The sequence below is a fragment of the Streptomyces sp. NPDC041122 genome, from assembly GCF_055592445.1.
The window spans coordinates 382,033-407,810 of sequence record NZ_JBVIYQ010000003.1 but is presented as its reverse complement, the minus strand read 5'-3'; the positions used below and the strand labels follow the sequence as shown (position 1 = coordinate 407,810).

Annotated in this window: 21 protein-coding genes; 15 read left to right on the top strand and 6 right to left on the bottom strand. The window is 71.5% G+C overall.

The window, feature by feature from the left end; translation table 11 throughout:
- Both ACZ6B8_RS14150 and ACZ6B8_RS14145 read left to right on the top strand, forming a co-directional pair.
- The gene (locus ACZ6B8_RS14150; protein WP_471607378.1) at positions 1 to 1,050 is read left to right on the top strand and encodes an endonuclease/exonuclease/phosphatase family protein; all 1,050 of its coding nucleotides are present in this window, start codon (positions 1 to 3) and stop codon (positions 1,048 to 1,050) included.
- A 72-nt stretch (positions 1,051 to 1,122) separates the two neighbouring features.
- Positions 1,123 to 3,129: an FUSC family protein gene (locus tag ACZ6B8_RS14145; RefSeq protein ID WP_471607377.1), complete on the top strand. Its 2,007-nt coding sequence runs from the start codon at positions 1,123 to 1,125 to the stop codon at positions 3,127 to 3,129.
- Between the two features lie 209 nt (positions 3,130 to 3,338).
- On the opposite strand, the gene snpA is transcribed toward ACZ6B8_RS14145, so the two are convergent.
- A complete protein-coding gene (gene snpA / locus ACZ6B8_RS14140; RefSeq protein ID WP_471088725.1) occupies positions 3,339 to 3,998 on the bottom strand; it encodes a snapalysin in 660 nt (219 codons plus the stop codon).
- Between the two features lie 222 nt (positions 3,999 to 4,220).
- Between snpA and ACZ6B8_RS14135 the strand changes: the two genes are divergently transcribed.
- Both ACZ6B8_RS14135 and ACZ6B8_RS14130 read left to right on the top strand, forming a co-directional pair.
- Positions 4,221 to 5,207 carry a LysR family transcriptional regulator gene (locus tag ACZ6B8_RS14135; RefSeq protein WP_471607376.1) on the top strand — a complete coding sequence of 329 codons (987 nt, stop codon included), beginning with the start codon at positions 4,221 to 4,223 and terminating at the stop codon, positions 5,205 to 5,207.
- A 187-nt stretch (positions 5,208 to 5,394) separates the two neighbouring features.
- Complete coding sequence (locus tag ACZ6B8_RS14130; RefSeq protein ID WP_471607375.1) at positions 5,395 to 6,702, top strand: hypothetical protein; 1,308 nt, start codon at positions 5,395 to 5,397, stop codon at positions 6,700 to 6,702.
- A 90-nt stretch (positions 6,703 to 6,792) separates the two neighbouring features.
- On the opposite strand, the gene ACZ6B8_RS14125 is transcribed toward ACZ6B8_RS14130, so the two are convergent.
- Complete coding sequence (locus ACZ6B8_RS14125; RefSeq protein ID WP_471088719.1) at positions 6,793 to 8,889, bottom strand: PhoX family protein; 2,097 nt, start codon at positions 8,887 to 8,889, stop codon at positions 6,793 to 6,795.
- 954 nt (positions 8,890 to 9,843) lie between these two features.
- Here ACZ6B8_RS14125 and ACZ6B8_RS14120 point away from each other — a divergent pair.
- Positions 9,844 to 10,689, top strand: coding sequence for a VWA domain-containing protein (locus ACZ6B8_RS14120; RefSeq protein WP_471607374.1), 846 nt, complete (start codon positions 9,844 to 9,846; stop codon positions 10,687 to 10,689).
- A gap of 128 nt (positions 10,690 to 10,817) precedes the next feature.
- Positions 10,818 to 12,446, top strand: coding sequence for a methionine--tRNA ligase (metG, locus tag ACZ6B8_RS14115; RefSeq protein WP_471088715.1), 1,629 nt, complete (start codon positions 10,818 to 10,820; stop codon positions 12,444 to 12,446).
- Positions 12,447 to 12,482: 36 nt separating this feature from the next.
- On the opposite strand, the gene ACZ6B8_RS14110 is transcribed toward metG, so the two are convergent.
- Both ACZ6B8_RS14110 and ACZ6B8_RS14105 read right to left on the bottom strand, forming a co-directional pair.
- Positions 12,483 to 13,373 carry a hypothetical protein gene (locus tag ACZ6B8_RS14110; protein WP_471607373.1) on the bottom strand — a complete coding sequence of 297 codons (891 nt, stop codon included), beginning with the start codon at positions 13,371 to 13,373 and terminating at the stop codon, positions 12,483 to 12,485.
- A gap of 33 nt (positions 13,374 to 13,406) precedes the next feature.
- Positions 13,407 to 13,805: an ATP-binding protein gene (locus ACZ6B8_RS14105; RefSeq protein ID WP_471088711.1), complete on the bottom strand. Its 399-nt coding sequence runs from the start codon at positions 13,803 to 13,805 to the stop codon at positions 13,407 to 13,409.
- A 236-nt stretch (positions 13,806 to 14,041) separates the two neighbouring features.
- Here ACZ6B8_RS14105 and ACZ6B8_RS14100 point away from each other — a divergent pair, with 236 nt between their 5' ends.
- The 6 genes from ACZ6B8_RS14100 (at position 14,042) to ACZ6B8_RS14075 (ending at position 18,326) form a co-directional block, all read left to right on the top strand.
- Complete coding sequence (locus ACZ6B8_RS14100) at positions 14,042 to 14,893, top strand: helix-turn-helix domain-containing protein (protein WP_471607372.1); 852 nt, start codon at positions 14,042 to 14,044, stop codon at positions 14,891 to 14,893.
- A 5-nt stretch (positions 14,894 to 14,898) separates the two neighbouring features.
- The gene (locus tag ACZ6B8_RS14095) at positions 14,899 to 15,087 is read left to right on the top strand and encodes a DUF397 domain-containing protein (RefSeq protein WP_471607371.1); all 189 of its coding nucleotides are present in this window, start codon (positions 14,899 to 14,901) and stop codon (positions 15,085 to 15,087) included.
- A gap of 209 nt (positions 15,088 to 15,296) precedes the next feature.
- Positions 15,297 to 15,533 (top strand): acyl carrier protein, encoded by a 237-nt coding sequence (locus ACZ6B8_RS14090; RefSeq protein WP_471088705.1) that lies wholly within the window; start codon positions 15,297 to 15,299, stop codon positions 15,531 to 15,533.
- A complete protein-coding gene (locus ACZ6B8_RS14085; RefSeq protein ID WP_471607370.1) occupies positions 15,533 to 16,810 on the top strand; it encodes a beta-ketoacyl-[acyl-carrier-protein] synthase family protein in 1,278 nt (425 codons plus the stop codon). Before ACZ6B8_RS14090 ends, ACZ6B8_RS14085 begins: the two co-directional genes overlap by 1 nt.
- A 13-nt stretch (positions 16,811 to 16,823) precedes the next feature.
- Positions 16,824 to 17,675 carry an alpha/beta fold hydrolase gene (locus ACZ6B8_RS14080; protein WP_471088701.1) on the top strand — a complete coding sequence of 284 codons (852 nt, stop codon included), beginning with the start codon at positions 16,824 to 16,826 and terminating at the stop codon, positions 17,673 to 17,675.
- Between the two features lie 471 nt (positions 17,676 to 18,146).
- On the top strand, positions 18,147 to 18,326 hold the full coding sequence (locus tag ACZ6B8_RS14075) for a hypothetical protein (protein ID WP_471607369.1): 180 nt from the start codon (positions 18,147 to 18,149) through the stop codon (positions 18,324 to 18,326).
- A 147-nt stretch (positions 18,327 to 18,473) separates the two neighbouring features.
- Here ACZ6B8_RS14075 and aspS read toward each other — a convergent pair whose 3' ends face one another.
- Positions 18,474 to 20,237: an aspartate--tRNA ligase gene (aspS, locus tag ACZ6B8_RS14070; RefSeq protein ID WP_471607368.1), complete on the bottom strand. Its 1,764-nt coding sequence runs from the start codon at positions 20,235 to 20,237 to the stop codon at positions 18,474 to 18,476.
- Positions 20,238 to 20,456: 219 nt separating this feature from the next.
- Between aspS and ACZ6B8_RS14065 the strand changes: the two genes are divergently transcribed.
- Entirely contained in the window at positions 20,457 to 22,685 is a 2,229-nt protein-coding gene (locus ACZ6B8_RS14065) for an ATP-binding SpoIIE family protein phosphatase (protein ID WP_471607367.1), read from the top strand.
- A gap of 109 nt (positions 22,686 to 22,794) precedes the next feature.
- Here the strand turns inward: ACZ6B8_RS14065 and ACZ6B8_RS14060 are convergent, their stop codons facing one another.
- Positions 22,795 to 23,838 carry an AI-2E family transporter gene (locus tag ACZ6B8_RS14060; protein WP_471607366.1) on the bottom strand — a complete coding sequence of 348 codons (1,044 nt, stop codon included), beginning with the start codon at positions 23,836 to 23,838 and terminating at the stop codon, positions 22,795 to 22,797.
- A 193-nt stretch (positions 23,839 to 24,031) separates the two neighbouring features.
- Here ACZ6B8_RS14060 and ACZ6B8_RS14055 point away from each other — a divergent pair, with 193 nt between their 5' ends.
- Positions 24,032 to 24,676 (top strand): hypothetical protein, encoded by a 645-nt coding sequence (locus tag ACZ6B8_RS14055; RefSeq protein WP_471607365.1) that lies wholly within the window; start codon positions 24,032 to 24,034, stop codon positions 24,674 to 24,676.
- 2 nt (positions 24,677 to 24,678) lie between these two features.
- A complete protein-coding gene (locus ACZ6B8_RS14050; RefSeq protein WP_471607364.1) occupies positions 24,679 to 25,770 on the top strand; it encodes a hypothetical protein in 1,092 nt (363 codons plus the stop codon).
- Positions 25,771 to 25,778: the final 8 nt, after the last annotated feature.

Below are 25,778 nucleotides of genomic sequence, written 5' to 3'. Positions count from 1 at the left end.
TTGGACAGCGCGCACCGGACGGGCGGCGCGGACGGCGCGACGTTCGCCCCCGCCTCCGCCCCCGACACCGCCGAGCGGGCGCCACGCCGTACGGGGCGGGCCGCCGCGTGGGGCGGCGGGCTGCTGCTGGCGGCGGTCAGCGCCGTCCTCGGCTTCCGGATCGCCGACTCCGACGGGCTCACGCCCGTCCCGCAGGTGCTCGCCTTCCTGCCCTGGCTGCTCGTGCCGGCCGGCGCCGGCCTGCTCATGGCGGTGCTCGGCCGGTGGCGGGCCGGGATGCTGTGGGGTGTCGTCGTCCTCGGCCTCGTCGCCTGGTACCTGCAGCCGTACGGGAACACCGACGCGCCCCGCGGCGACGCCGTCGCCGAACTGCGCGTGCTGACGTCGAACGTCGAATTCGGCAACGGCACCCAGGGGTTGCTCCGGGCCGTCCGTAAGGAGCGGCCCGACCTGCTGTTCGTCGAGGAGTGCGACCACGCCTGCGCCACCCTGCTCCGCACGGAGCTGCCCCGCGCCGACTACCCCTACCGCGCGGCCGTCGACGCGAACGCCGCGGACGCCGCGGAGGGCTCGGTCATCCTCGCCAAGGTCCCGCTGAAGCGCGCGGCCGGCATCGACGCCACGCTCGGCATGCCCGGCGCCGTCGCCGACGTACAGGGCCGTCCCGTACGCGTCCAGCTCGCGCACCCGATGCCGCCCGCGCCCCGCCAGGTCGGCCTGTGGCGCGCCGAGCTCGGCGAGCTGCGGGAGTACGCCGCCGCAGGGGACGGCCGGTCCACCATCATCGCCGGGGACTTCAACGCGACCCAGGACCACGCCGCCTTCCGCGCCGTCCTGGACGCCGGGGTGCGCGACGCCGCCCGCCTCGCCGGGACCCCGCGCGCCCCGAGCTGGCCCGCCGCCGCGCCCGCGCCGCTCGGCACGCAGATCGACCACGTCCTGGCCACCCCGGACTTCGCGGCCCGCGACGCGCGCTTCCTGGAGATCGGCCGCACCGACCACCGGGCCCTGGCCGTCACCCTGATCCTCCACGAGCCGGCCCACCCCTGATCTGCACAAAGACGAAACAGCGCGTTGATCCGCCGGCCGGGGCAGGGCCCGTAAAGCGCCGATAATGGGCGCATGCCCCGAGAGTCCCGTCCGTCCCGTCCGGTCTCACTGAGCCCGCTCGCCCCGCCCGACTGGCTGGTCAGGTCCCTCAAACCGCAGTCCGCCCCCGTCCCCTGGGCCGCCGTGGCCCGCGCCTCCGTCGCGATGGCGCTCCCGCTCGCCGCCGGCATCCTCGCGGACAGGCCCTCGTACGGCGCGCTCGCCTCCATGGGCGCCCTCTCCGGCGTCATCGGCGACACCGCCGACGCCTACCGGATGCGGATCTTCAACATCGCCGTGCCGCAGCTCTTCGGCGCGCTCGGCGTCACCCTCGGCACGCTCGTCTTCGGACACGGCTGGGTGGCGGTCGGCGCGGTCACCCTCGTCGCCCTCGTCTCCGGGATGATGTCCACGATCGGCGCCGTCGCCTCCGTCTCGGGGCTGCTCCTGCTGCTCAACTCCGTGGTCGGCGCCGGCCTTCCCATGCCGGGGCAGTGGTGGCTCGCCCCGCTCCTGATGACCGGCGGCGGGCTCCTCGTCCTCGCGCTCGCCCTGCTCGCCTGGCCGCTGCGCTCCGGCGTCCCCGAACGCGCCTCCGTCGCCGCCTCCTACCGCTCCGTGGCCGCGCTGCTCGACGCGGCGGGCACGGACGCGTACGGCGAGGCCCGCACCGCCGTGACCGCCGCCCTGAACCAGAGCTACGACCTGGTCCTCGCCCGGCGCACCCGCGACCACGGCCGCAGCCCGGAACTGGTCCGGCTCGTCGGCCAGTTGAACGCCCTCACCCCGGTGATCGAGGCCGCCCCCGCCGCCGACCAGGCCGCCCGGCACGCCTGCGCCCGGCTGCCCGCCGAGGTCCCGGACGCGGTCCGCGCGCTGGCGGCGGCCGTCGAGCGGGGCGGCCACGCGCACGCCGGCGGGGAACGCCCCGGCACCCGCGCCACGGCCGCGCTCCCCGCGCCCGGGGACCACACCGCCCGCGCCCTCGACCACGCCGTCCGGCACGCGGCGGAGACCCTGGACGACCCCGACCCGCTCGGCGTCATCGAGGCGGAGGACCGCCTCGGCCGCCCCGCCGCCCTGCGCGTCCGCGCCCGCCGCGCCGCCCGCAACGTCGTCCTGTCCTCCGCCTCCTGGCGCTACGGCCTGCGCCTCGCGCTCTGCATCGGCATCGCCCAGGCCCTCGTCTCGCTCATCGACGTGCCCAGGTCGTACTGGGTGGCGCTCACCGTCACCTTCGTCCTCAAGCCCGACTTCGGCTCGGTCTTCTCCCGCGCGGTGCTGCGCGCGCTCGGCACGGCCGCGGGCCTGGTCATCGCCGCCGCCGTCCTCGTCGAGGTGCCGCACGGCTGGTGGGACGTGCCGGTGATGATGCTGCTCGCGCCGCTCATCCCGGCGTTCACCGTGCGCGGCTACGGCTACCAGACGGCGGCGATCACCCCGGTGATCCTGCTGCTCTCCGACATCCTCAACAACCAGGGCGTCGGCCTGGTCCTGCCGCGCCTCGTGGACAGCCTGATCGGCTGCGGCATCGCGCTGGTCGCGGGCTATCTGCTCTGGCCGGAGAGCTGGGGCACCCGGATCGGCGACCGGCTCGCGGACGCGGTGGCGGACACCGCGCGGTACGTGGAGTGCGCGTTCGGCGCCGACGGGGACCCGGCCGCCCGCGCGAGGATGCGCCGCGGCCTCTACCGGGACCTGTCCGTGATCCGCTCCGAGTTCCAGCGCGCCCTGACCGAACCGCCGCCGACCGGCGCGCACGCCGCCGCCTGGTGGCCACTGGTCGTCGCCGTCGAACGCATCCTGGACGCCACGACCGCGGCGAGGGTCCGTATCCGGCACGGCGCACAGCCCCCCGCCCCGGCCGAGGTGGCCGAAGTGGCCCGGGAACTAAGGGGCTTGGCCGGCCGCCTGCGGGCCTCGGTGATCCTGGAGAAGGGCGACGTGGACTTCACGGATACGGCAGAGAACAGTGTCCTGGAGTCCCTGCGCCAGGAGGTGGCGGCGGCCCGAGCCATCACCTCGCCGAAGGTGCCCTGAAAGGGGCGCGGGGAACTGCGCGACCAGCCACAACCGGTCCGCAGCTCCCGACAAGCACGACATCCCGAGGCCCCTGCGCCAAGCAGCGACCGCCGCGCGAAGCGATGGCGTCACCGCAGGGTGACTAAAGGGGCGCGGGGAACTGCGCGACCAGCCACAGCCGGCCCGCAGCTCCCCGACAACCGAGAAATCCCGTTACAGCCCCGCGCTCAGCGCCCGTTGACCTTGTGCAGCGCCTTCGCCAGCCCATTCGCCCAGAGCTGCTCGACCTGCGCCCGCTCCGTCGCGTCCGGCTGCGAGTTCGTGCAGGACGGGCCGGGCCCGCCGCCCGACATCAGCTGGCTGCACGGCCCGTCGTACGTGTCCGGAAGCCCGAGCACGTGCCCGGTCTCGTGCGCGGTGACGCGCGTGGAGTCGTACTCCTGGTTCTGCGCGTAGTCGAGGAAGACGTACCCGTTGCCGTGGCCGTCCGTGCTCGCGTACGAGCCGCGCGGGTCGTTGCCCTCGCGGTAGGAGAAGCTCGCGCCGGAACTCCCAGCCTGGAGCTTGACGTTGGAGACCGCGCCGTTCCAGATGGACGCCGAGCTGGCTATCTGCTGGGCGAAGGTGGGGGCGCCGGACGCGTCGTAGGTGACGGTCACGGACTTCGCGCCGGGGTGGGCCGCGCGCTTCTCGGCGACCGCCTTCACGACGGCCTCGAAGAACGCCTTGTTGGCCTTGGCCTCCGCCGCCGAGCCCTGGTACCGGGCGTACGACGGGGTGGCGGACGCGGAGTCGTGCGCCGCGGTCGTGGCCGAGGCCGAGGTCGCGCCGAGACCGGCGACGGTCAGACCGAGGACGGCCGCGACGGACAGGTAACGCTTGTTCATGTGTGGGGGGCTCCCTACTCGTTCCACGACCGCGTGGGGGCGGTCGGTGAAAGGTGAACGGTTCGGTACCGGTGAGTGTCGGGGAGCCTGGGGCGCGTGGGAATGATGGCAACTCGCGATAGCTCCGGGCTATCACCAGGTCCAGGCCTGCCCAGAACGGCCGGTTCTCATGGGGTTTGAGCGTCTGGTGCGACGGCCGCACCGCCTCTACGCTCAAGCGCCATGGAGCTCGAGGTCAGGCACCTCCGCGCGTTGTGCGCCATCGCCGACACCGGCAGTCTGCACAAGGCCGCCCGCCAGCTCGGCATGAGCCAGCCGTCGCTGACGACCCAGCTGCGGCGCATCGAGCACGCGCTCGGCGGGCAGCTCTTCTCGCGGGAGCGCACGGGCTGCCGCCCCACCCAGCTCGGCCGGGTCGTGCTCAGCCGGGCCCGCCCCCTGGTGACGGAGATGCGCGCCCTGGTCGCCGAGACGCAGGCGGCCGCCGCCCGCGCCGCCGAGGGGCCCCAGCTGCGCATCGGGTCCACCGCCAGCCGCGCCATACCGGGCTGGCTGCGCAGGCTGCGCGCCCGCCTGCCGGGCACCGAGATGTCGCTCCAGATGGACGTGTCCGGGAACGCCCTGCTGCAGATGGTGGTGACCGGCCACCTCGACATCGCCTTCGTGCACGAGGTGGAGGGCTGCCCGCTGCGCATGCCCGAAGCGCTCCGAAGACGCGTCCTGCTCGACCGGGAGCCGCAGTTCGTCTCCCTCGCCGCGGACCACCCCGCGGCGGACCACCCCGTCGTCCGCCTCTCCGAGCTGGCGAGCGACCGCTGGATGGTGGACCCCACGGTCGACGGCGAGTGGGACGGGCTGCGCCGCGTCCTGACCGCGGCCGGGCTCAACCCCCCTGTGCTGCACGGCGATTACCTCACCGCCGCCTCCCTCGTCGCCACCGGCGAGGTCGTCGCCCTCTGCCAGCCCACCTCGCGCGGCAGGACCGACATGGCCGTACGCCCCCTGTACGGCGACCCCCTCGGCGTACGTCTCGTCCTCGCGGCCCGCACCGAGGAGGAGCTCGACGCGGTCTACGGCGAGCTGGAGGCCGCCTACTGGGAGGCGGCGCGGCAGGCGCCCGCCTACACGGAGTGGCTCACGCGGGCCGGCGGGCCCCGGGGGAGCGCCGGGGGGAGCACCGGCGGGACGTTGGTCCCGGCCAGCCGGTGACCTTCGACCAAACCCCCTCTGACCTGCACTTTCAGCCGTTTTACGGTACTGGGTCGCGGCCTGCGCCCACTTGTTACGTTTCCGACGGATGACGCACACATCGCGCCCGTACCTTCGTGTCTGTCGCCACCGCAAAGGGGCACAAAAACGGACAGCTCGATCCGCAGCCACGAGGGAAGTCACCACCATGCGCGCCACCCGCCGTACCTTCCGTACCGCCGCCATCGCCACCGGAGCCATCGCCGCGCTCGCCGCCCCGACGACGACGGCGTTCGCCGCGGACGCCCCGTCGACCCCGCAGGGCCAGGTCGCCCCGGGCGACCAGGACCGGAGTCAGGACCAGGGCCAGGGCCAGGACCAGGGGCGGGACAAGACCAACCCGGACGAGAACAAGAAGGACGAGTCGGGCAGGGACGACAGCAAGAAGGACGACTCCGGCAAGGACCGGACCGACCCGGACGGGAACAAGGACCAGGACGGGAACCACGACAAGGACCAGCCCGTCCCCGGCAGCTGGGAGTCCAAGGGCACGACGAACCTCGGCAAGGGCTGGGCCGCGAAGGTCGACGTCAACGCCTCCGCCCGCACCGCCAAGGCGACGATCACCAAGGACGGCGCCGCCCAGGGCTCCCTCACGGCCTACGAGAAGTCCGCGTCCACCACCATCGACGGCAGCACCTTCACCCTCTCCCCCGACGGCACGGTCACCGCCAAGATCGTGGACAAGGACGGGGACAAGGACAAGGACAAGCCCGTCCCCGGCGGCTGGGTCTCCAAGGGCACGACGAACCTCGGCAAGGGCTGGACCGCGAAGGTCGACGTCAACGCCTCCGCCCGCACCGCCAAGGCCGCCATATCCCTGAACGGCAAGGGCAAGGGCTCCCTCACCGCGTACGAGAAGCCCGCGACCACCAAGATCGACGGCAACACCTTCACGCTGACCCCGAGCGGCACCGTCACCATGACGGCCAAGCCGGCCCCGCCGAAGCCGAAGCCGGACCACAAGCGCGTCTTCGTCCGCGAGTACCGCGACCTCGGCGGCTCCGGGTTCGACGCCAAGGTCTACAAGGTCAGGACGGGCTACGAGGCCGACATGATCGCCAAGGCGCCCGACACCGGCAAGAAGACCGTGTGGGACACCCTGAAGCAGTCGGGCGGCAAGCCGGCGTACGGACAGCACAACGGCGCGCACTTCGTCCTGAACCCCGACGGCACCATGAAGGGCTGGGTCGAGGGCAAGACCCACGGCAACAACCACCACCACAACACCAACGGCACCCACACCAACGGCAACGGCAACGGTCACGCCAAGCCCCAGCCGCGCGACGGCTCCGACCGGGTCGTCCCGCGGGGTGGCGTCAAGGCCGGCGCGGACGGTGTCGAGTCGACGTCCGGCGACGCGCCGCTGATCGCGGCGGGCGGCGGCATGGCGGCGATCGGCGCGGCGGGTCTCGGCTTCGCGCTGTACCGCAGGAACCAGCACCAGGACAGCTGACCGGAACGGCCCAGCCAGGTCTCCGTATACGCCGGAAAGGGGCGCCCCGCGAGCGCGGGGCGCCCCTTCCGCGTACCCGCGCCCTCGCGGTCAGACGCCGATGTCGCGGCCGTCCTCGCGCCACACCGAGACGACCGACGGGCGGACGATCCGGCCGGGGCCGTCCGGCCAGGCGCTCGCCGGCTTCTCCACCGACGCCCCGTCGACCTCTCCCGGATGCTGCACGGAGACGAGCACCCGCCGGTCCTGGACGAGCGGACCGCAGGTCTCCGCACCGGTCGGCATGGTCAGGAACTGCTTGAGCTCGCCGCGCCGCTCACCGCGGGTCGCGACGCCGAACAGGCCGTCGTGCGAGCCGAGTTGGTTGCCGTCCGTGGAGATCCACAGGTTGCCGTGCGGGTCGAAGGCGACGTTGTCCGGGCAGGAGATCGGCGAGACCCGCTCCTTGGGGAAGCCCGCGAAGTACGTCGCCGGGTCCTCCGGGTCACCGGCGACGAGGAACAGCGACCACCCGAACGTGGTCGCCTCCGCGCGGTCGCCCCGCTCGGTCAGCTCCAGGATCTGCCCGTGCTTGTTGAGGTCGCGCGGATTGGCCTCGTCGGCCCCGGCCTTGCCCGCCTTGCCCCGGTCGGAGTTGTTCGTCAGGGCGACGTACACCTTGCCGGTGTGCGGCGACGGCTCGATGTCCTCGGGCCGGTCCATCTTCGTGGCGCCGACCTTGTCACCGGCGAGCCGCGTGAAGACGTACACCTCCTCGGCGCTCATGCCGTCGACGTGACTGACGGCGTGCCCGCCGGGGCCCGCGGTGGCGAGCGGTATCCAGGTCCCGCCCCCGTCGAACTCGCCGTCGCCGGGCAGCGTCCCCTTGCCGTCGATCTCGTCGGCCGGGGAGTCGCCGGTCAGCCTGGCGACGTACAGCGTGCCCTCGTCGAGGAGCGTGAGGTTGTGCTCGTGCGCGGCGCGCGAGGTGCCCTTGGCCATCCGCTTGCTGCCGACGAACTTGTAGAAGTAGTCGAACTTCTCGTCGTCGCCCATGTAGACCACCGGCCGGCCGTCGCGGGTCAGCCGCGGCTGCGCCGCCTCGTGCTTGAAGCGGCCGAGCGCGGTGCGCTTGCGCGGGGTGGACTCCGGGTCGTACGGGTCGAGTTCGACGACCCAGCCGAACCGGTTGGCCTCGTTCGGCTCCCGGTCGAGGTCGAATCGGCGGTCGAACCGCTCCCACTTCCGCTCGGAGGCCTCACCGGTGACGCCGTACCGCTTGAGGCGGGCGGCGGTCGCCGGGTCGGTGACCTTCGCTGCGTTGGCGAAGTACTGGTTGAAGTTCTCCTCGCCGTGCAGCGTGGTGCCCCACGGGGTGGTGCCGCCCGAGCAGTTGTTGAGGGTGCCGAGGACGGTGGTGCCGCGCGGGTCGGCCTGCGTACGGACGAGGGTGCTGCCCGCGACGGGTCCGGAGAGCCGAAACCGGCTGGTGGCGGTGAGCCGCCGGTTGAGCCGGTGGCGCGGCACGGCACGCAGCGAGCCGTCGCGCCGCTCGCCCTCGACCACGACGACGGAGAGGCCGTGGGCGGCCCAGGCGGTCTCGACCTGCTCGCGGGTCGGGTTCTGCGGGTCGTACCCCCGGAACATCAACACCTCGTCGGTGTACTCGTGGTTGGCGACCAGCAGCTGCCGCCCGTGCTCGCGCCGCAGCGGCAGCAGGCTCAGGAAGTCGTTGTTGTAGCCGAACTGCCCGGCCTGCGCCGCGGCGCTCTGCCGGTCGGCGTCGAAGGCGGGGGCGCCGCGCAGGATGGGCTCGCCCCAGCGGATGACGACGTTCTGCCGGTACCCGGCGGGGACGGTGACGGTGTCGGCGGTGTTGGGGGCGACGGGCGCGAACCGCAGTCCGCGCGCTCCCTGGTCGTGGCGCCCGCCGTGCCGCCCCGTGGTGGGCGTGGCGGCGACGGCGTCGGGAGCACCCGGACCCGCCACGACGGCACCGCCCGCCGCGGCGGCGACCGTCACCACGGCGGCGGCGCGCAGCATCGAACGGCGGCTGAGGGCACCGGCGATGACGTCGCCGACGTACGCGTTGTCGCTGGTGTTGGGCACCTCGCCGAAGCACGCGTCGCCGCAGCGGAACCGGCAGGTCAGGGCGGAACGGCCGCCGCTCCCCTGATGCGAGCTGATGATCGGCAGCAGTGTGCGCACGGTTCCTCCGTCGTGGTGGCGTGGCCTGGCCTGGCCTGGCAGGTGGCGTCGCAGGTGGCGTGGCTTGATTCCGCCGTGAGGCTAGGGGCGGGTTCCTGCGGGGCGGCGGCCTGCGGGTGAACGGCGGGTGAAGGGTGAATCCGCGCCGGTGGGGAGGGAGTTACGGACCGGGGGTGCGCGGCGCGCGGCACGGGCGGGTGACGGAGCCCGACCCTGCCCAAGATCGCCTGCGACGGCGGCTAACCTTACGTGTCCGCCCTGGCCAGGGATTATCGGAATCAACTCACGCGAAGGGTTGCGCACATGGGCATTCTGAACCGCCTGCGGAACGCGTTCGGACGGTCACGCAAGGAGAGCGTTCCGGAGGCTCGGGAGCCCGAGCGTGGGGAGTCGTATGCGGCTGCGCCCGAACCGGAGGTGACGCCGGCGTCCTCCTCGTCGGAGGCGGCGGACCTCCCGTCCCCCTCCGCGCCGGCGGACGATGCGTCGCCGGAGGCGGTGACGCTGCCGTCCCCGTCCTCGGAGCCGACCCCGGACCCGCCCCGCAAGGCCTCGGTCCCGTCCCCGAGCCAGGAACCGTCCGCGTCGGCGGTCGACGACCTGGTGGCAGCGGCCTTCGACAACGTGACGGTCCCACCCCAGTCCCCGTCACCGGATCCGAAGGGTGACGCGACGCCGGAGCCGAAGGGTGACGCGGTACCCGAGCCGGAAGCTGACGCAACCTCCGAGCCGAAGTCCGACGCGACACCTTCCGAGCCGGAGGCTGACGCCACCGCTCCGGAGCCGAAGGCTTCCGCCAAGGCCGAGGCCGAGATTCCCGCTCAGACCAAGCCCGAGCCGAAGGCTGACGCCGACGAAGCCGTCACCGCTGTGGGCAAACGTCCCGCAGGGCGATTGGGGTCTCCCCTGCTCGAGCGGAGCCGAGAGCTTGGGGAAGGGTGGGCACAGCCCCCGGTGCCGGGCGAGGACGACGAGGGCGCCAAGGAGGAAGACGCCGAGCCGCAGGCTGAGGTCCTCCCGGCGGACGCCCCCGAGCCGAAGGCTGAGGTCACCCCTAAGGCCACCCCCGAGCCGAAGGCCGACGCCCAGCCGCAGGCTGAGGACACCGCGACGGACGACGCCCAGCCGAAGGTCAAGGCCAAGCCCGCCCTCACCCCCGCCCGCCTCAAGGCCACCGCCCCCGCGCTCGCCGCAACATTCCGCTCGGCCGGCGCCGCCCTCAAGAAGAACGACCTCACCGGCACCCGCGCCCCCGTCTACCTCGTCCTGGACCGCTCCGGGTCGATGCGCCCGTACTACAAGGACGGCTCCGCCCAGGCCCTGGGCGAGCAGGTCCTCGCCCTCGCCGCCCACCTGGACCCCGAGGCCACCGTCCACGTCGTCTTCTTCTCGACGGACATCGACGCGACCGGCACCCTCACCCTCCCCGAGTACGAGGGCCGCATCGACGAGATGCACGCCGCCGCGGGCCGCCTCGGCCGCACCAGCTACCACCGCGCGGTCGAAGAGGTCGTGGCCCACTACGAGAAGTCGGACCACGCCGGCGAGCCCGCCCTGGTGATCTTCCAGACGGACGGCGCCCCCGACGCGAAGGGCCCGGCGACCCAGGCCCTCACCGAGGCCGCCGCGCACCCCCTCTTCTTCCAGTTCGTCGCGTTCGGCGAGCACGACGCGAAGGCGTTCGACTACCTCCGCAGGCTGAAGGCGGAGAACGCGGGCTTCTTCCACGCGGGCCCGGCCCCGCGCGAGCTCACCGACAAGGAGCTCTACGAGGGCCTCCTGGCGACCTGGCGCCCGTAAGAGGTCGTAAGAGGTCGTAAGAGGCCCCACAGCCCCGCGCACCACCCGAGGGGTGGACCCGGAACCCCCGGGTCCGCCCTTCGATATCGATGTGAATCGATCTTCATCAGGCCGTTAGGATTTCGACCATGGCGGCCACTGGATCCGAGAAGCAGGGAGCGGACGAGAACGCGAAGGCGTTCTACGTCTCGACCCCCATCTACTACGTAAACGACGCTCCTCACCTGGGCCACGCCTACACGACCGTTGCAGGGGACGTGCTCACGCGCTGGCACCGTCAGCGCGGCGAGAAGGTGTGGTACCTCACCGGCACGGACGAGCACGGTCAGAAGATCATGCGCACGGCCGAGGCGAACGACGTCACCCCCCAGGAGTGGTGCGACAAGCTCGTCACCGAGGCCTGGAAGCCCCTCTGGGAGCACCTGAACATCGCGAACGACGACTTCATCCGTACGACGGAGAAGCGTCACACCGACCGCGTGCAGGAGTTCGTCCAGGATCTCTACGACAAGGGCGAGATCTACAAGGGCGGCTACGAGGGCCCGTACTGCGTGGGCTGCGAGGAGTACAAGCTCCCCGGCGACCTGATCGACGGCGAGGGCGAGTTCGACGGGCAGAAGCTCTGCCCCATCCACAAGAAGCCGGTGGAACTCCTCAAGGAGGAGAACTACTTCTTCAAGCTGAGCGAGTACGGCGACAAGCTCCTCGCCCTCTACGAGGCGAACCCGGGCTTCATCCAGCCCGAGTCGGCGCGCAACGAGGTAGTGAACTTCGTCCGCCAAGGCCTCCAGGACCTCTCCATCTCTCGGTCGACGTTCGACTGGGGCGTGAAGGTCCCCTGGGACGACAAGCACGTGATCTATGTGTGGGTCGACGCCCTCCTGAACTACGCGACGGCCGTCGGCTACGGCGCGAACCAGGAGAAGTTCGACGCGACCTTCCCCGCGAACGTGCACCTCGTCGGCAAGGACATCCTCCGCTTCCACGCGGTGATCTGGCCCGCGATGCTGCTGGCGCAGGGCCTGCCCGTGCCCGGCAGGATCGCGGCCAACGGCTGGCTGATGGTCGGCGGCGAGAAGATGTCGAAGTCGAACCTGACGGGTATCAAGCCGCAGGACCTGACGTCGCACTTCGGCGTGGACGCGTACCGCTGGTACTTCCTGCGCGCCATCGCGTTCGGCAGCGACGGCTCGTTCTCGTGGGAGGACTTCACCGCCCGCTACACGAGCGAGCTGGCGAACGACTACGGCAACCTCGCCTCGCGCCTCGCGGCCATGGTCGGCAAGTACTTCGGCGGCGCGCTGCCCGAGGCGACGGCGTCCGGCGACGCGGAGAAGGCGGTCCAGGACGGCCTGGCGAAGGCGGTCGCCGAGGCCGACCGGAAGATCGGCGAGGAGCTGGACTTCCAGGGCGGCATCCTGGCGATCTTCGACTTCGTGAAGCAGGTCAACGGCTACATCACGGAGCAGGAGCCGTGGAAGGTGGCCAAGGACGACTCCCCGGAGGGCAAGGCCCGCCTGGCGACGATCCTCTACACGGCGGCGGAGTCGCTGCGCGCGGTGGCGGTCCTGCTCAACCCAGTCATGCCGGAGACCTCCCAGAAGCTGTGGGAGTCCCTCGGCGCGGAGCCGGCGCTCGGCGCGCTCGCGGACCAGAAGCTCACGACCGCGGCCACGTGGGGCACGCTCCCCGCGGGCGCGACGGTGACGAAGGGCGCGGTGCTGTTCCCCCGCCTGGAGGAGAAGCCGACGGCGTAGCGGTACGCGCCGCACACCGGGACTTTTCGCGACCGGTCAGCCTTCGTCCCCGTCGAACAACTCATCCGCCGCAGCCGCGTGAACGGCCCGCTCCGCCCAGACCGCCAGCTGGTCCAGGTCGGTGCACGCGGTGACCCGCGCGCGGACGGCGGGAGGCACGTCGATGCCCCGCCAGGAGAGAATGTTCAGGACCATCTCGGCACGATCCTGGGCCCGGCCCTCCTCCCGGCCCTCCTCCCGCTCCTTCACCGCGAACGGGTGGTCGAAGAAGTACTTGGTCGCCGTCATCAGTTCCTCCCAGATCTCCTTCGCCCGGGGGTCCACCAGACCGGACCGGGTGAGCTGTGCGAACATTCCCGCGGCTTCGCGGTCGATGGTCTCCAGGGCCGAGGCCAGTGCCCCCAGTATGGCGGCGGCACCCGGGCCTCTTCCATGTGTAATCGCCGAGAACACCGCAAGGGGGACATCCTGCGCGGCCTGGACCTCGTCCGTGATCACCGGTACGTTGTCCGGCCCCAGGACCATCGGACGCACGGTGAGCGAGGACCAGCCCGGCAGCCCGAACTGGATGGGCTTGGCAGCCCAACGGGCCGTCGCCGCGCTCTGCGTCACGACGATCAGCACGGGCTCGCAGTGGTACTTCTCGTAGAGGTACGAGAGGTAGTACGGCCAACTGCCCCGCTTGGCCTCGTCCTTCTTGCCCTGCGACTCGATGACGAACAGGTAGTTGCCGTCGTCGGTGTCCACCCGTAACAGGGTGTCGCAGCGGCGCTCGACGGGTTCGATCTCCGTGAGATCCACGTCGAGCGTCATGATGTCCCGGGGTTCCGGAAACGGGACGTGGAGCAGACGCTGGAGGGAGCGGATCAGCAGGGCCGTGTCCTTCTGGAAGATCCGGTGCATCGCCTCATGTGACGAGCTGACCATCGGGTCTCCTTTCTGTACGACGTGATCAACGAGCTATGCGGCCATTAGTTCGCACCACACGTGTTTGCCGGGAGCGGGCGCGTCCGGATGCCAGCCCCAGCCGTCGGCGCAGGCCCGCACGAGGTCGAGGCCCCGGCCGCGTTCGGCGCCGGGGGCGGCCACGCGTGGGGGCGGCGCCGGGGGCGTCGGGTCCGCGTCCCACGCGCCGATCCGCAGGACCCCGTCGGCGTACCGGACGCGGAGGGCGGCCGGCCCCTTGGTGTGGCGCACAGCATTGGACACGAGCTCCGTGGCCAACAGCTCGGCCATGTCGGTGACTTGCGGCAGACAGTGCAGGGTGAGCATGAGCCGCAGGGCGTGCCGGCAGAGCGTGACGGCACGGAGGTCGTGGGGGATGTACAGGGTGTACTCCCAGGGTTCGCTTCCAGGCATGCGTGAACTCCTTGTGTGGTGAGGGGAGTTGCCGGGTGCGGCGAATCCTGGGCGGTGGCAGTGTCACGTCCGCCATGGCATGACGGGGTGGTGCGCTTCCGGGTCCCCGGGGGTTTCGCAGCGTGTGCGACGCGTCACCGACGGTAGACCTCAATATTTAGGTGCCGCAAGCCGTTGCCGTACTCTGGCACCCGAACGAGGCACTCCAGCAAGTCAGTTGCCCAGAGGAGCTGCGCATGGCGTTGCGGTCCCACCCCACGGCTCGGCAGGTGCGTCTGGGCGTCGAGCTACGCAAAATGCGCGAGGCGGCAGGCTTGACCGCGCGGGACACCGCGGCGCTGCTCGGCGTTAATCCGGCGCAGATGACGCACATCGAGTCCGGTCTGTCGGGTGTCAGCACCGTTCGGCTCCGCCGCCTGGCATCTCATTACGCCTGCACCGACGAGGCGTTGGTGGACGCGCTGGTCGCGATGGCCACGGACCGGAGCAGCGGGTGGTGGGCAGCGTACCGAGGAGTCCTGCCCCAAGCCTTCTGGGACCTGGCCGAGCTGGAACATCACGCTACGTTTCTGCGCGAGGTCGTCATGACCCACGTCCCGGGCCTCTTTCAGACGCCCGAGTACGCCCGTGCGGTGTTCTCGTACGTCAATCCCGGCATGCCGGCCAGCGAACTGGAGCCACGGGTAGAGCACCGCATGCGGCGACGCTGCGTCATCGAGGGCGCCGACCCCACCCCGTACGAAGTCATCGTTCACGAATTCGCGCTGCGTATCCGCGTCTGCGACCGTCAGGTGGCCCGCGCCCAGTTGCGCAACATCTTGGATCTGACGGGGCAGAACCGCGTATCTGTGCGAGTCATCCCCGTCGACCAGGATGACTTCGCGGGTGCGGGGGTCTCCATGATGTACGTCGGTGGTCCGGTCCCCCGGCTGGACACCGGTCTCCGGGACGCCCCGGTCAACAAGGGCCCCATCCACAACGAGGCGCAGCTGCAACGGCTTCGGGCATTGCTCACCCAGGTGGAGAAGGCAGCGCTCAGCCCCGCACGATCGCACAACTTCATCCACCGCTTGTCGAAGGAACTGTGATCCCCATGACCGAGAAGTCGAGTTGGCAGAAGTCCACCTTCTCCGACGGCAGTGATGGCGACACCTGCATAGAAGTCGCAGCCACCGGCCCCCACCTCCATCTCCGCGAAGGCGACACCCCCGCCGAGGAACTGCACCCCACCCCCACCGCCCTCACCCACCTCCTACGGGCGCTCAAGCGCGGGGGCCGCTGACCCCGTACCGTCCCCGCGCACACCCGAGCGCACGCCCCCGTAGGGGCGGCGCGGAGGGGGCTCCCGGGCACGACCGAGGGCACCCCCACCGCCCCCGCGCCGCCGCAACACCCGCGCCGCCGCAACCTGCGTGACCTCGCGGCCCCCAACGCCGTTGGGCAGGGCTCCGGGCGTCAGGCCGGGTCGTCGGGTCGAGCGAGGAGCAGTTGGTGGATGCCGCAGAACACGTAACCGCCCTGGTGTCACGGATGTTCAGGCTTCCGCCGGAGTCCCTGGACCCCGACGTCCCGCTGCACCGGATGCACATCGACTCCCTCGCCCTGGAGGAGCTGCGGCTCGTCCTGGAGGACGAGTTGCGGGTGGATCTGGACGACGTGAACCTGACGTCCCGGGACACCTTCAGCCGTCTCCTGACGGTCGTGTGCGAGAAGGCGGCGACGGTCTGATGGCGGGGCTGCCGTCACCGCGGCCGGCACCCGCGACGGCCCCGGCACCCGCCGCCCAGGGGCCCGTCGCCGTGACCGGAATCGGTCTCGTCACCGCCGCCGGCGTCGGCGCCAAGCGGGCCTGGAGCGAGATCACCACCGCCACCGCCCCCCGCTCCCTGCGCCGCCCGGACACCCTGCAGGGACTGCCCTGCGACTTCATGTACACGGTCGAGGGCATCGACTTCGAGGCGGAACTCGGCCGCGACACCCTGCTGATGGACCGTTTCGCCCGGTTCGCCGTGATCGCCGCCCGCGAGGCCGTGGCGAACGCGGGCCTGGACCCGGCGCGTTGGGACGGCACCCGCGTCGCCGTCGTCATCGGTTCGGCGCACGGCGGGCTCACGTTCTACGACGAGCAGCAGGCCGTCCTCACCGACCGCGGCCCCCGCAGGGTCACCCCGAAGGTCGCCCCCCTGAGCGTGCCGAACGGCGCCGCAAGCAGCGTCTGCCGGGACCTCGGGGCGCGCGGGCCGAGCCTCGCGGTCAGCACCGCCTGCGCGTCCGGCACCGACGCGATCGGCACCGCCCTCGGCTGGCTGCGGGCAGGCCGCTGCGACATCGCCGTCGCCGGCGGGGCGGAGTCCCTGAGCTCACGGCTGGTCTTCGCCAGCACCTGCCAGATGCGGGCGCTCTCCACCCGCGTGGACGCCCCGGCCGCCGCCTGCCGCCCCTTCGACGCCGACCGCGACGGCTTCGTCGTGGGCGAGGGCGCCGGGCTGCTCGTCCTGGAGCGCCCCGAGCACGCGCGGGCCCGCGGCGCCGCGGTCCGCGCCCACGTCGCCGGGTACGGGGCCTCCAACGACGCCTTCTCGCCGGTCGCCCCGGACGAGAGCGGGGCCGGCATCGAGGCGGCCCTGCGCTCCGCCCTCGCCGACGCCGACGTCGCCCCGGCCGACGTCGGCCACGTCAACGCGCACGGCACCTCGACCGTCATCAACGACCTCGTCGAGAGCGCCGCCCTGCACCGCGTCCTCGGCGACCACCCGCTGATCACCTCCACCAAGGCCATGACGGGGCACGCCCTGGGCGCCGCGGGCGGCATCGAGGCCGTCCTGACCGTCCTCGCCCTCGAAGAGCAGCTGATCCCGCCAACGGTGAACCTCGACCGGCAGGACCCCGCCGTCCCCCTCGAAGTGGTGGCCGGGGCCGCCCGCCCCGCCCGGCTGCGCTGCGCGGCGTCGACCTCACTCGGCTTCGGCGGCCACAACGCCGCCCTCGTCCTCACCCGTGACTGAACCGAGGAGTTCCATGCCCCAGGAGACCGTCCGCACCCTGACGGTGGAGGGTCTGTCCTTCCCGTACCGCATGCTGCGGCAGAACGCGTCGCGCACCGAGCCCCTGGTCGCGCTGGGCGGGGTGTTCCAGGGGATGTACGACTGGCCGCAGATGGAGGACGCGCTGAACGGCGTGACGAGCCTGGTCACCGCCAATCTGCCCGACTCCGGCCAGGCCGACCCGCTGCCCGCCGGGCGCGGCATCGACACCCTGTGCGCGGCCCTCGAAGCCGTCATCGACGGCCTCCGGACGCCCCAGGTCAACCTCTACGGCTACTCCTACGGCGCGTCCATCGCCTTCCGGTACGCCCAGCGGCACCCCGAGCGCTGCGCCCGCCTCCTGCTCGGCGGGGTCCCCTCGCACATCACGGACGCGCAGTTCGCCCGGAGCCGCGCGTCGCACCGGCTGCTCAGCGCCGGCGACGTGGACGGCTTCGTGCACACGATGGCCGCGGAGTTCTTCTGCCTCGACGAGAACCGGTACGTGCACCGCAGGGAGCTGGCCCTCAGCTACTTCCGGCGCACCCTGCTGCGGGCCACCGACCGGCGCGACATCGACGACGCCCTGACCCGCGCCTTCGGCACCCGCACCGAACTCACGGGCGGGCTCACCGGCGTACCGACCCTGGTCTTCTGCGGCGAACACGACACCGTCACCACGCCGGAACAGCAGCGCGTCTTCGCCTCGACCATCGAGGGAAGCCGGTTCGTCACGATCCCCGACGCCGACCACATGCTGCTCATGGAGCGGCCGGAAACCGTCACCTCGCTGGTCACCTCGTTCATCACGGACAGCCGGCTGGAGGCCGCGGCGCCCTGCGGCTGAGCCCGGCGGCGCGTCACCGCACGCGGTGCCCGCCGCCCGCGAACGGCGATTCTGCGCCACCCCTGGTCCGCGTGCCGCGCCCGGCCGGTACCGGGCCGCCGGATGCGGCACGGAGGCAACCCAACTGGCCCGCAACACCGTCCTCTTCCGTGTCACCCGTGTCGCCCGTGTCACGGGGACGGCGACGAGTGCGTCCGCGCGCCTCGGTGCGCGCGTCCGAAGTCGCTGGTCGGGGCGGGAGTTGGCGGGGGCCGCCGAGAAGGGGACGAGCGGGGCGCGGGGGCGCGATCCGGCGCGGGAGCGCGGAGAGACCTTCGGCCGCGGGCTCCGGCGCGGGCCCGGCGCACCGCGGCTCCGGCTCGGTCACGCTGCCCACCGGGCCGAGTGGCACACCTCACGGTGAGCTAAGTCATGCGGAGAGAAGGCTTGAATTGACGCCGCCTTCACACCTGCCTACGTAAGCTTCACGACATGGCCACGACTCCCTCCCCCGCCCGGCGACGCACCGCCGACGAGGTCAACGAGGAAATCCGTGCGCTGTGGCTGCGCGCGGGCGGACGTCTCCGTCCCGACGAGCGCCTCGTCTACGAACGGCTCGTGACGGAGTGGGCAGAAGCAGAAGCCAACTCCTCCCCGACGCACGCCGCCTGAGAGGGGGCGGAGCCCTCCTCTCAGGGGCGCGGGGAACTGCGCGACCAGCCACAACGCGCCCGCAGCAGGACGGCGAACCCGAAAGGCCCCGGAACCAAAGGTTCCGGGGCCTTCATAGCGACGTCACCCTGTCGCCGGGGGAAACCGCTACTGCGCCGCAGGCTTACGCAGCGAGATGTTCAGCTCACGCAGCCGCGACTCGTCCAGCTCGGTCGGCGCACCCATCATCAGGTCCTGCGCGTTGCCGTTCAGCGGGAACGAGATCGTCTCGCGGATGTTCGGCTCGTCGGCGAGGAGCATCACCATGCGGTCCACGCCCGGGGCGATGCCGCCGTGCGGCGGGGCGCCGAGGCGGAACGCGCGCAGCATGCCCGCGAACTCGTGCTCGACGGTCTCCGCGTCGTACCCGGCGATCTCGAAGGCCTTCAGCATGACCTCGGGCTCGTGGTTCCGGATGGCGCCGGAGGAGAGCTCGATGCCGTTGCAGACGATGTCGTACTGCCAGGCGAGGATGTCCAGCGGGTCCTTCTCCTCCAGGTCCTTCATGCCGCCCTGCGGCATCGAGAAGGGGTTGTGGGAGAAGTCGACCTTGCCGGTGTCCTCGTCCTTCTCGTACATCGGGAAGTCGACGATCCAGCAGAAGCGGAAGACGCCCTCCTCGAAGTGCCCGGCGCGCTTGGCGGCCTCGACCCGCACCGCGCTCATGATCTTCGAGACCTCGTCGAACTCGCCCGCGCCGAAGAAGACGGCGTGGCCGGCCTCCAGGCCGAGACGCTTGGTCAGCTCCGCCACGTTCTCCTCGGTGAGGAACTTGGCGATCGGGCCGGTCAGCGAGCCGTCCTCGGCGACGCGCACCCAAGCGAGGCCCTTCGCGCCCTGCTCGACGGCGTAGTCACCGAGGCCGTCGAAGAACTTGCGGGACTGCGACGCGGTGTCCGGCACGGGCAGCGCGCGCACGTGCTTGCCCGCGAAGGCCTTGAACTCGGAGCCCTCGAACACGTCGGTGATGTCGTGCAGTTCGAGCTTGGCGCGCAGGTCCGGCTTGTCGTTGCCGTACTTCAGCATCGACTCGCGGAACGGGATGCGCGGGAACGGCGAGGTGACCTCGCGGCCGTTGCCGAACTCCGTGAAGATCTCCGTCATGAGCTTCTCGATGGGGCGGAAGACGTCTTCCTGCTCCACGAAGCTCATCTCGACGTCGAGCTGGTAGAACTCGCCCGGCGAACGGTCCGCGCGGGCGTCCTCGTCGCGGAAGCACGGCGCGATCTGGAAGTACCGGTCGAAGCCCGAGATCATCAGCAGCTGCTTGAACTGCTGCGGGGCCTGCGGCAGCGCGTAGAACTTGCCGGGGTTCAGACGGGAGGGGACGACGAAGTCACGGGCGCCCTCGGGGGAGGTCGCGGTGAGGATCGGCGTCGCCATCTCGTTGAAGCCGAGGGCCACCATCTTCGAGCGGATCGAGGCGATCACGGCGCTGCGCAGCATGATGTTGCGGTGCATGCGCTCACGGCGCAGGTCGAGGAAGCGGTACTCCAGGCGGCGCTCCTCGTTCACCCCGTCCTCGGCGTTGATCGTGAAGGGCAGCGGGCCGGCCTCGCCGAGCACCTCGACCTCGGAGGCCTCGATCTCGATCTCGCCGGTGGGCAGCTCCGGGTTGACGTTGTCCGTGCCGCGCGAGACGACCTTGCCGTCCACCCGGACGACGGTCTCCTTGGACAGCTTGTCCAGGACCTCGGCGGCCGCTGTGCCCGGGCGGGCCACCAGCTGTGTGATGCCGTAGTGATCGCGGAGATCGATGAAGAGAATGCCGCCCAGGTCTCGGCGATTGTGCAGCCAGCCGCTCAGCCGGACGTCGGTGCCGACGTCAGAGGCGCGGAGCTCGCCGCAGGTGTGGGACCTGTACCGATGCATCGTCGTTCATCCAGTCTTCGCGAATAGGGGAGAGAGCAGACCCCCCAAGGCTACCGTCCGGGCGAAGATCGCTTTCCGGATATCCGGCGCCACCACCCTCCGGGTGCCGTCCCGCCCCGCCCTCCCGGCGTCGCGGGCGCCGTCCCGCCCCTCCGCCCGGACCCCGGAACCGGTCGCGCACGGTGGCGGTGTCCCTGTACATCTTCCTAAAGTGGGTCAATGCGCACCGACGATCCCGTACCGCAGGTGGGGGACGACCCCCTGCCTCCCGTACGGGACGTCCTGACGGCCATCGCGACCGGGCTGTGGCGCTGGGACAACGCCTCGGGCACCGTCACGCTGGACGCGGAGGCGGCCCGGCTCCTCGGCCTGCCCGCGCGCCCCCAGACGCTCTCCGAGGCCGGTGTGCGCTCCCGTTTCCACCCGGTGGACTGGAACGAGATCTACGGCACCGTCCAGCTCGCCGTCGCCGAGGGCACCCTCGCCGAGGCCCGGCTGCGGATCATGGACGAGACGGGGCGGCGCGTCCTGCGGATCGTGCGCAGCCGCTCCAAGCCGGTGCTGCACGGCGCCACCGAGGCGTACGAGCTGATCGGCACCCTCCAGGAGGTCACCGAGCCCGCGCCGGGCTCGGCCGCCCGCACCCCGGTCACCGGCGACTGGCGCCGCTCCCGCGAGGCGTTCCTGCTCGACGCGGGCCGGGCGCTCGCCGAGGCGCGCTCCACGGAGGAGGTACTGCGGGTCGCCGCCGGGCTCTCCATGCCGGGGTTCTCGCCGGACGGCCTCGCGGTGTTCGGGGTGGAGGGCGAGCGGCTGACGATCATCGGGCACCACGGGCACCAGCCGGGCGACGACGGGCCCTTCTCGGCGATGCCCCTGGACACGGACTACCCGGCCGCCGAGGTGGTGCGCACGGGCCGCGCCGTCTACCTCTCCACGCCCGAGGACTACCGCAGGCGCTATCCCGCCGCCTGGCCGCTGGCCAGCCGCTTCGAGCGGCAGTCGTGGGCGTTCCTGCCGCTGACGGTCGCGGGCCGCACCATGGGCACGTGGATGGCCGCCTTCACGTATCCGGTCTCCTTCACGCCCGACGAGCGCTCCGTCCTGACGACGGTGGCGCGGATGCTGGCGCAGGCCCTCTCCCGGGCCGGGGTCGCGGAGTCCGAGCGGGAGCTCACCGAGGGGCTCCAGCGCTCGATGCTGCCGATGCTCGGGCCGCGGATCCCCGGGATGTCGGTGGCCGCCCGGTACGTGCCCACCGGGGGCGGCCTCCAGGTCGGCGGCGACTGGTACGACATGATCCCGCTGCCCAGCGGCCGGATCGCCTTCGTCATCGGCGACGTGCAGGGGCACGACGTGCGGGCGGCGGGCCTGATGGGGCAGCTGCGGATCGCGCTGCGCGCGTACGCCTCCGAGGGGCACCGCCCGGACGCGGTCCTCTCCCGCGCCACCCGCTTCCTGTCCGGGATCACGGAGTCCATCTCCTACGGGTCGACCGGATCAGGGGCGTCCGGTTCGGGCGCCGACGAGGCCACCGAGTACGACCCGCGCTTCGCGACCTGCCTGTACGTGGAGGCGGACCCGGCGACCGGCGTCCTGGAGATCGCCCGCGCGGGCCACCCCGAGCCGGCGATACGGATGGCTGACGGAACGGTTCTGCAGCGGCCCACCGCGGGCGGTCTGCCGCTCGGCATCGACCCGGACGCGGACTACCCCACCACCCGGCTCGTCCTGGAGGCCGGCGAGACCATGCTGATCTGCACCGACGGCCTCATCGAGACCGGCGGCCACGACCTGGAGAGCGGCTGGTCGCGGATCAGGGCGACGCTGGAGGACTACACGGGCGAGGAGGAAGAGGGCGGCCTGGAGGACGGCCTGGAACTGCTCGCCGACCGCCTCGTCCAGGCGGTCCACGGGCCCTCCTCGCACCACACCACGGGCCCGCTGGCGGACCGCCGCGAGGACGACATAGCGGTGCTGCTGCTGAGCCGGACGGGCCGCCCCGAGCACCGCACGGACGCCCGCCGCACCGTCCTGACGGTCGCCCAGGCCGAGCCGGAGCGGGTCGCGGGGGCACGCCGCCACCTGCGGGACCTGCTGCACGACTGGGCCGACGACGACCAGGTCGACTCGGCGGTCCTGATGGTCTCCGAGATGCTCACCAACGTGCTGGTGCACACGGACGGCGACGCGATGCTGGTCGCCGAGGTCACCGGCGTACCCGGCGCGCGCCGGCTGCGGGCCGAGGTGGCGGACGGCAGCGACGACCTGCCGCACCGCCGCCATCCCGGAGAGCTGGCGTCGTCGGGCCGCGGCCTGGTCCTGATGGAGCTGCTGGCGGGGGCGTGGGGCGTGGATCCGCGGGGGGACGGGAAGAGCATCTGGTTCGAGCTGTACGAGGACGCGGGGGGCTCCGGCGGGGAGGCGGGGGTGGACGCGCCGGGGTAGGGGATTGCGGGTAGGCGCGTCGCCGGGTGCGGGTCGTTGGCGGCTGGTCGCGCAGTTCCCCGCGCCCCTGATGGTTGCCCGGCGTACCCCGCGCCCACATCGGGTCCCCCTACGAGGTCGTCGATACGGCGTACCGGTCCCGCAGCTCCGAGACGATGCCGAACGCCGCCGCCGTCAGCGGCACCGCGAGGAGCATTCCGAGGATCCCGGCGACGGAGGCGCCCGCCGTGATCGCGAGCATCACCACCGCGGGGTGCATCTGCACGGTGCGGCTCTGGATCATCGGCTGGAGGATGTGGCCTTCGAGGACCTGCACGGCGAGGACGACCCCGAGCGTCCACAGCGCGATGGCGAACCCGCGGTCGGCGAGGGCGACGAGGACGGCGACCGCACCGGACAGGAACGCGCCGAGATACGGAATGTAGGCCCCGACGAAGACCAGCGCGCCGAGGCCCCAGGCGCCGGGGACACCCAGGATCAGCAGCCCCACGGTGATGCACAGGGCGTCGATGAACGCGATGATCGTGGTGCCGCGCATGAACCCCTCGATGGCCTCGAAGGCGCGGCGGGCCATGGCCTCGATGGAGTCGGCGTTGTCGCCGGGCGCGAGCGAGCGGAGCGTGCCCATCGCCCGCTCCGAGTCGCGCAGGAAGAAGAAGACGAGGAGCAGGGCGAGGACGGCCATGGCCATCATCTCGCCGACGGTGCTGAGGCCGCTGATGACCCCGGACGCGGCGGTCCCGCCGAACTTCCCGAAGAGCTCCTTGGCGTTGGAGGCCATGTCGTCGAGCGAGGTCCCGGCGGCCCCGAAGTACTTCGACAGATCGGTCGCGGCCTGCTTGAGCGAGGAGATGATCTGGTCGCCGCTGTCGATGAGCGCCTTGACCACGATGTACGTGGCACCGCCGACGACGGCGACGACCGCGGCACAGGTCAGCCCGGCGGCGAGCGAACGCTGCACCTTCATCTTGAGCAGCCGCCGGTAGAGCGGCCCGAGAAGCGCGGTCCCGAGGAGCGCGAGCAGGACGGGCGTGACGGCGGTCTTGAACGTGACACAGAGCCAGACGCCGACGGCGGCCACGCCGGTGACGAGAAGAAGGACGACACACCAGGCGGCGAGGCGGCGCGCGGCTTCGGGCAGAAGGGTACTCACCTCTCCCACCCGACCATGGGGCGCCGGGGGGCGCACGTTTTGTACGGCTGCGTGCCGTGTCGGGCGGGGGCGGACACGGCACCGAGCGGCCCACACCCGGCTCGGCTGGATTCCTACCCTCCGTCATGGTCACGGTGCGCTCACGGATAGCTTTGCTTCGCTGGCGCTAACCCTCACCTCACCGGAGACAACTGTGAACCGCTCGACCCGGCGCGTGGCGGCCGCGCTCACGACTTCTGCCGCCCTGCTGTTGACCGCCTGCGGCGGCAGCTCGGACGGCGGCAAGGACAACGAGAAGATCGCCGGGGCGGACACACGGTCAAGTGCCGACCCGTCGGCCTCCGCCAAACCCTCCGACACGGCAGCAGACCGTCCAAAGGTCACACTCCCCAAGAGCTTCCGGGCCGACTTCCGGGGCTGGACGAACTCGGACCCCAAGAAGCAGGCCATCTTGGATGACGGCAGGCAGGAATTGCTGGCCGAATACGCCGCGGTCATCGAGGGAAACCCGGAGTCCAAGGCGCTGGACTTCTACACCGACGAAGCCGCCGGCCAGTCGGCCCGCAAATGGATCAAGGGTTTCGTCGACGACGACCAGGTCCTGATCGGCCGCGCCACCGTGTCGAAGCCGCAGGTGAGCATCGCCGATGACGGCAGTGGCGTGTTGTTCTACTGCGTCGACGAGAGCAAGGGCTCCACCAAGAACACCAAGACCGGCAAGGTCGAGCACACGCCCCAGGACTCCAAGGCCCGCGTCCAGTACCGCAACCGGCTCGACAAGACGCCGGAGGGAGTATGGAAGACGCGCTACTCGGAGACCGAACGGGGAGGCTGCTGACCATGTCGCACCACTGCAGGGCGGCGGTCCTGCTGATGACCTCAGCGCTCGTCGTCGCCGCACTGCCCGGCATGGCCCACGCCTTCGGAGAGGACGACGAGTCCAAACAGCCCAGTAGGCCATCGGGCCCGACCGGTGACGCCTCGGGCAAGGACCTGATGGCATCGGTCTCCAACTCGAAGATCCAGCTCACATACCCCGGCGGCCGGACGGCGAAGGCGTCGGTGGGCGAGCTGAAGTCCATCGATCCGACCTGGGAGCCGCCGGCCTGCTGGTACGAGCCCGTCTTCTCCCCGAAGCAGCTCAAGGACGCGGTTGCCACCGGGGAGGGCGGGCTGGTCAACGCGCACGTGTGGTGGAGCAACGGCCTCTGGGTGGACCACTACGAGAAGGGGAAGGCCGACAGCAACTTCGACCTCACGCTTCCCGAGGACACCAGCGCCGACGGCTACAAGAACTACAACCTCGGCAAGAAGGGCATGTTCTGGCGCAGCACCGTCCGCAAGGGCATGTACCAGGACTCCAAGGCATGGGACTGCGGCCGCATCATGTTCTGGCAGGACGCCGGGACGATCCCCAAGGACAAGCACGCCCCTACGCCGGAAACCTTGGCCGCGTTTGCGTACGACAAGATCCGCGTCCCGGACACCGAGGTCGAGCTGAAGCCGAACGCCAAGTCGACGGTGAATCTGCCCACTTGGACGTGGCTGGACAAGGCCACCTTCAAGGACGTCACCGTCCGCGCCGAGCTGCCCGGCACCGGCCTGTGGGCGGTGACCACGGCCAAGCCCGTCGCCCTCCACCTGGAGCCGGGCACCCCTGATGCGAAGACCTTCCCCGCTTCCGGCGACTGCCCGGTCAACGAGGACGGCTCCATCGGAGCCCCGTACAAAAGGGGCGACGCCGGACAGGAGCCGCCGTGCGGGATCCAGTACCTCCGCGCCACAAACGGTGAGCCCTACGAGCTGAAGGCGTCGGTCACCTGGGAGATCTCCTGGGAAGGCACCGGCGGCGCGAAGGGCGAGCTGCCGAACGGCACCTTCGAGACGACCCAGGACATGGACGTCCAGGAAGTTCAGTCCGTCAACCGCTGACCCGGACC

What these genes read in the sequence shown, in the direction of transcription:
- ACZ6B8_RS14075 (WP_471607369.1), top strand. Translation starts at nt 18,147, where the DNA reads ATGGCCACGACTCCCTCCCCCGCCCGGCGACGCACCGCCGACGAGGTC.
- ACZ6B8_RS14105 (WP_471088711.1), bottom strand. Translation starts at nt 13,805, where the DNA reads ATGCCTGGAAGCGAACCCTGGGAGTACACCCTGTACATCCCCCACGAC.
- ACZ6B8_RS14080 (WP_471088701.1), top strand. Translation starts at nt 16,824, where the DNA reads ATGCCCCAGGAGACCGTCCGCACCCTGACGGTGGAGGGTCTGTCCTTC.
- ACZ6B8_RS14050 (WP_471607364.1), top strand. Translation starts at nt 24,679, where the DNA reads ATGTCGCACCACTGCAGGGCGGCGGTCCTGCTGATGACCTCAGCGCTC.
- aspS (WP_471607368.1), bottom strand. Translation starts at nt 20,237, where the DNA reads ATGCATCGGTACAGGTCCCACACCTGCGGCGAGCTCCGCGCCTCTGAC.
- ACZ6B8_RS14085 (WP_471607370.1), top strand. Translation starts at nt 15,533, where the DNA reads ATGGCGGGGCTGCCGTCACCGCGGCCGGCACCCGCGACGGCCCCGGCA.
- ACZ6B8_RS14100 (WP_471607372.1), top strand. Translation starts at nt 14,042, where the DNA reads ATGGCGTTGCGGTCCCACCCCACGGCTCGGCAGGTGCGTCTGGGCGTC.
- ACZ6B8_RS14130 (WP_471607375.1), top strand. Translation starts at nt 5,395, where the DNA reads ATGCGCGCCACCCGCCGTACCTTCCGTACCGCCGCCATCGCCACCGGA.
- ACZ6B8_RS14110 (WP_471607373.1), bottom strand. Translation starts at nt 13,373, where the DNA reads ATGGTCAGCTCGTCACATGAGGCGATGCACCGGATCTTCCAGAAGGAC.
- snpA (WP_471088725.1), bottom strand. Translation starts at nt 3,998, where the DNA reads ATGAACAAGCGTTACCTGTCCGTCGCGGCCGTCCTCGGTCTGACCGTC.
- ACZ6B8_RS14095 (WP_471607371.1), top strand. Translation starts at nt 14,899, where the DNA reads ATGACCGAGAAGTCGAGTTGGCAGAAGTCCACCTTCTCCGACGGCAGT.
- ACZ6B8_RS14135 (WP_471607376.1), top strand. Translation starts at nt 4,221, where the DNA reads ATGGAGCTCGAGGTCAGGCACCTCCGCGCGTTGTGCGCCATCGCCGAC.
- ACZ6B8_RS14145 (WP_471607377.1), top strand. Translation starts at nt 1,123, where the DNA reads ATGCCCCGAGAGTCCCGTCCGTCCCGTCCGGTCTCACTGAGCCCGCTC.
- metG (WP_471088715.1), top strand. Translation starts at nt 10,818, where the DNA reads ATGGCGGCCACTGGATCCGAGAAGCAGGGAGCGGACGAGAACGCGAAG.
- ACZ6B8_RS14065 (WP_471607367.1), top strand. Translation starts at nt 20,457, where the DNA reads ATGCGCACCGACGATCCCGTACCGCAGGTGGGGGACGACCCCCTGCCT.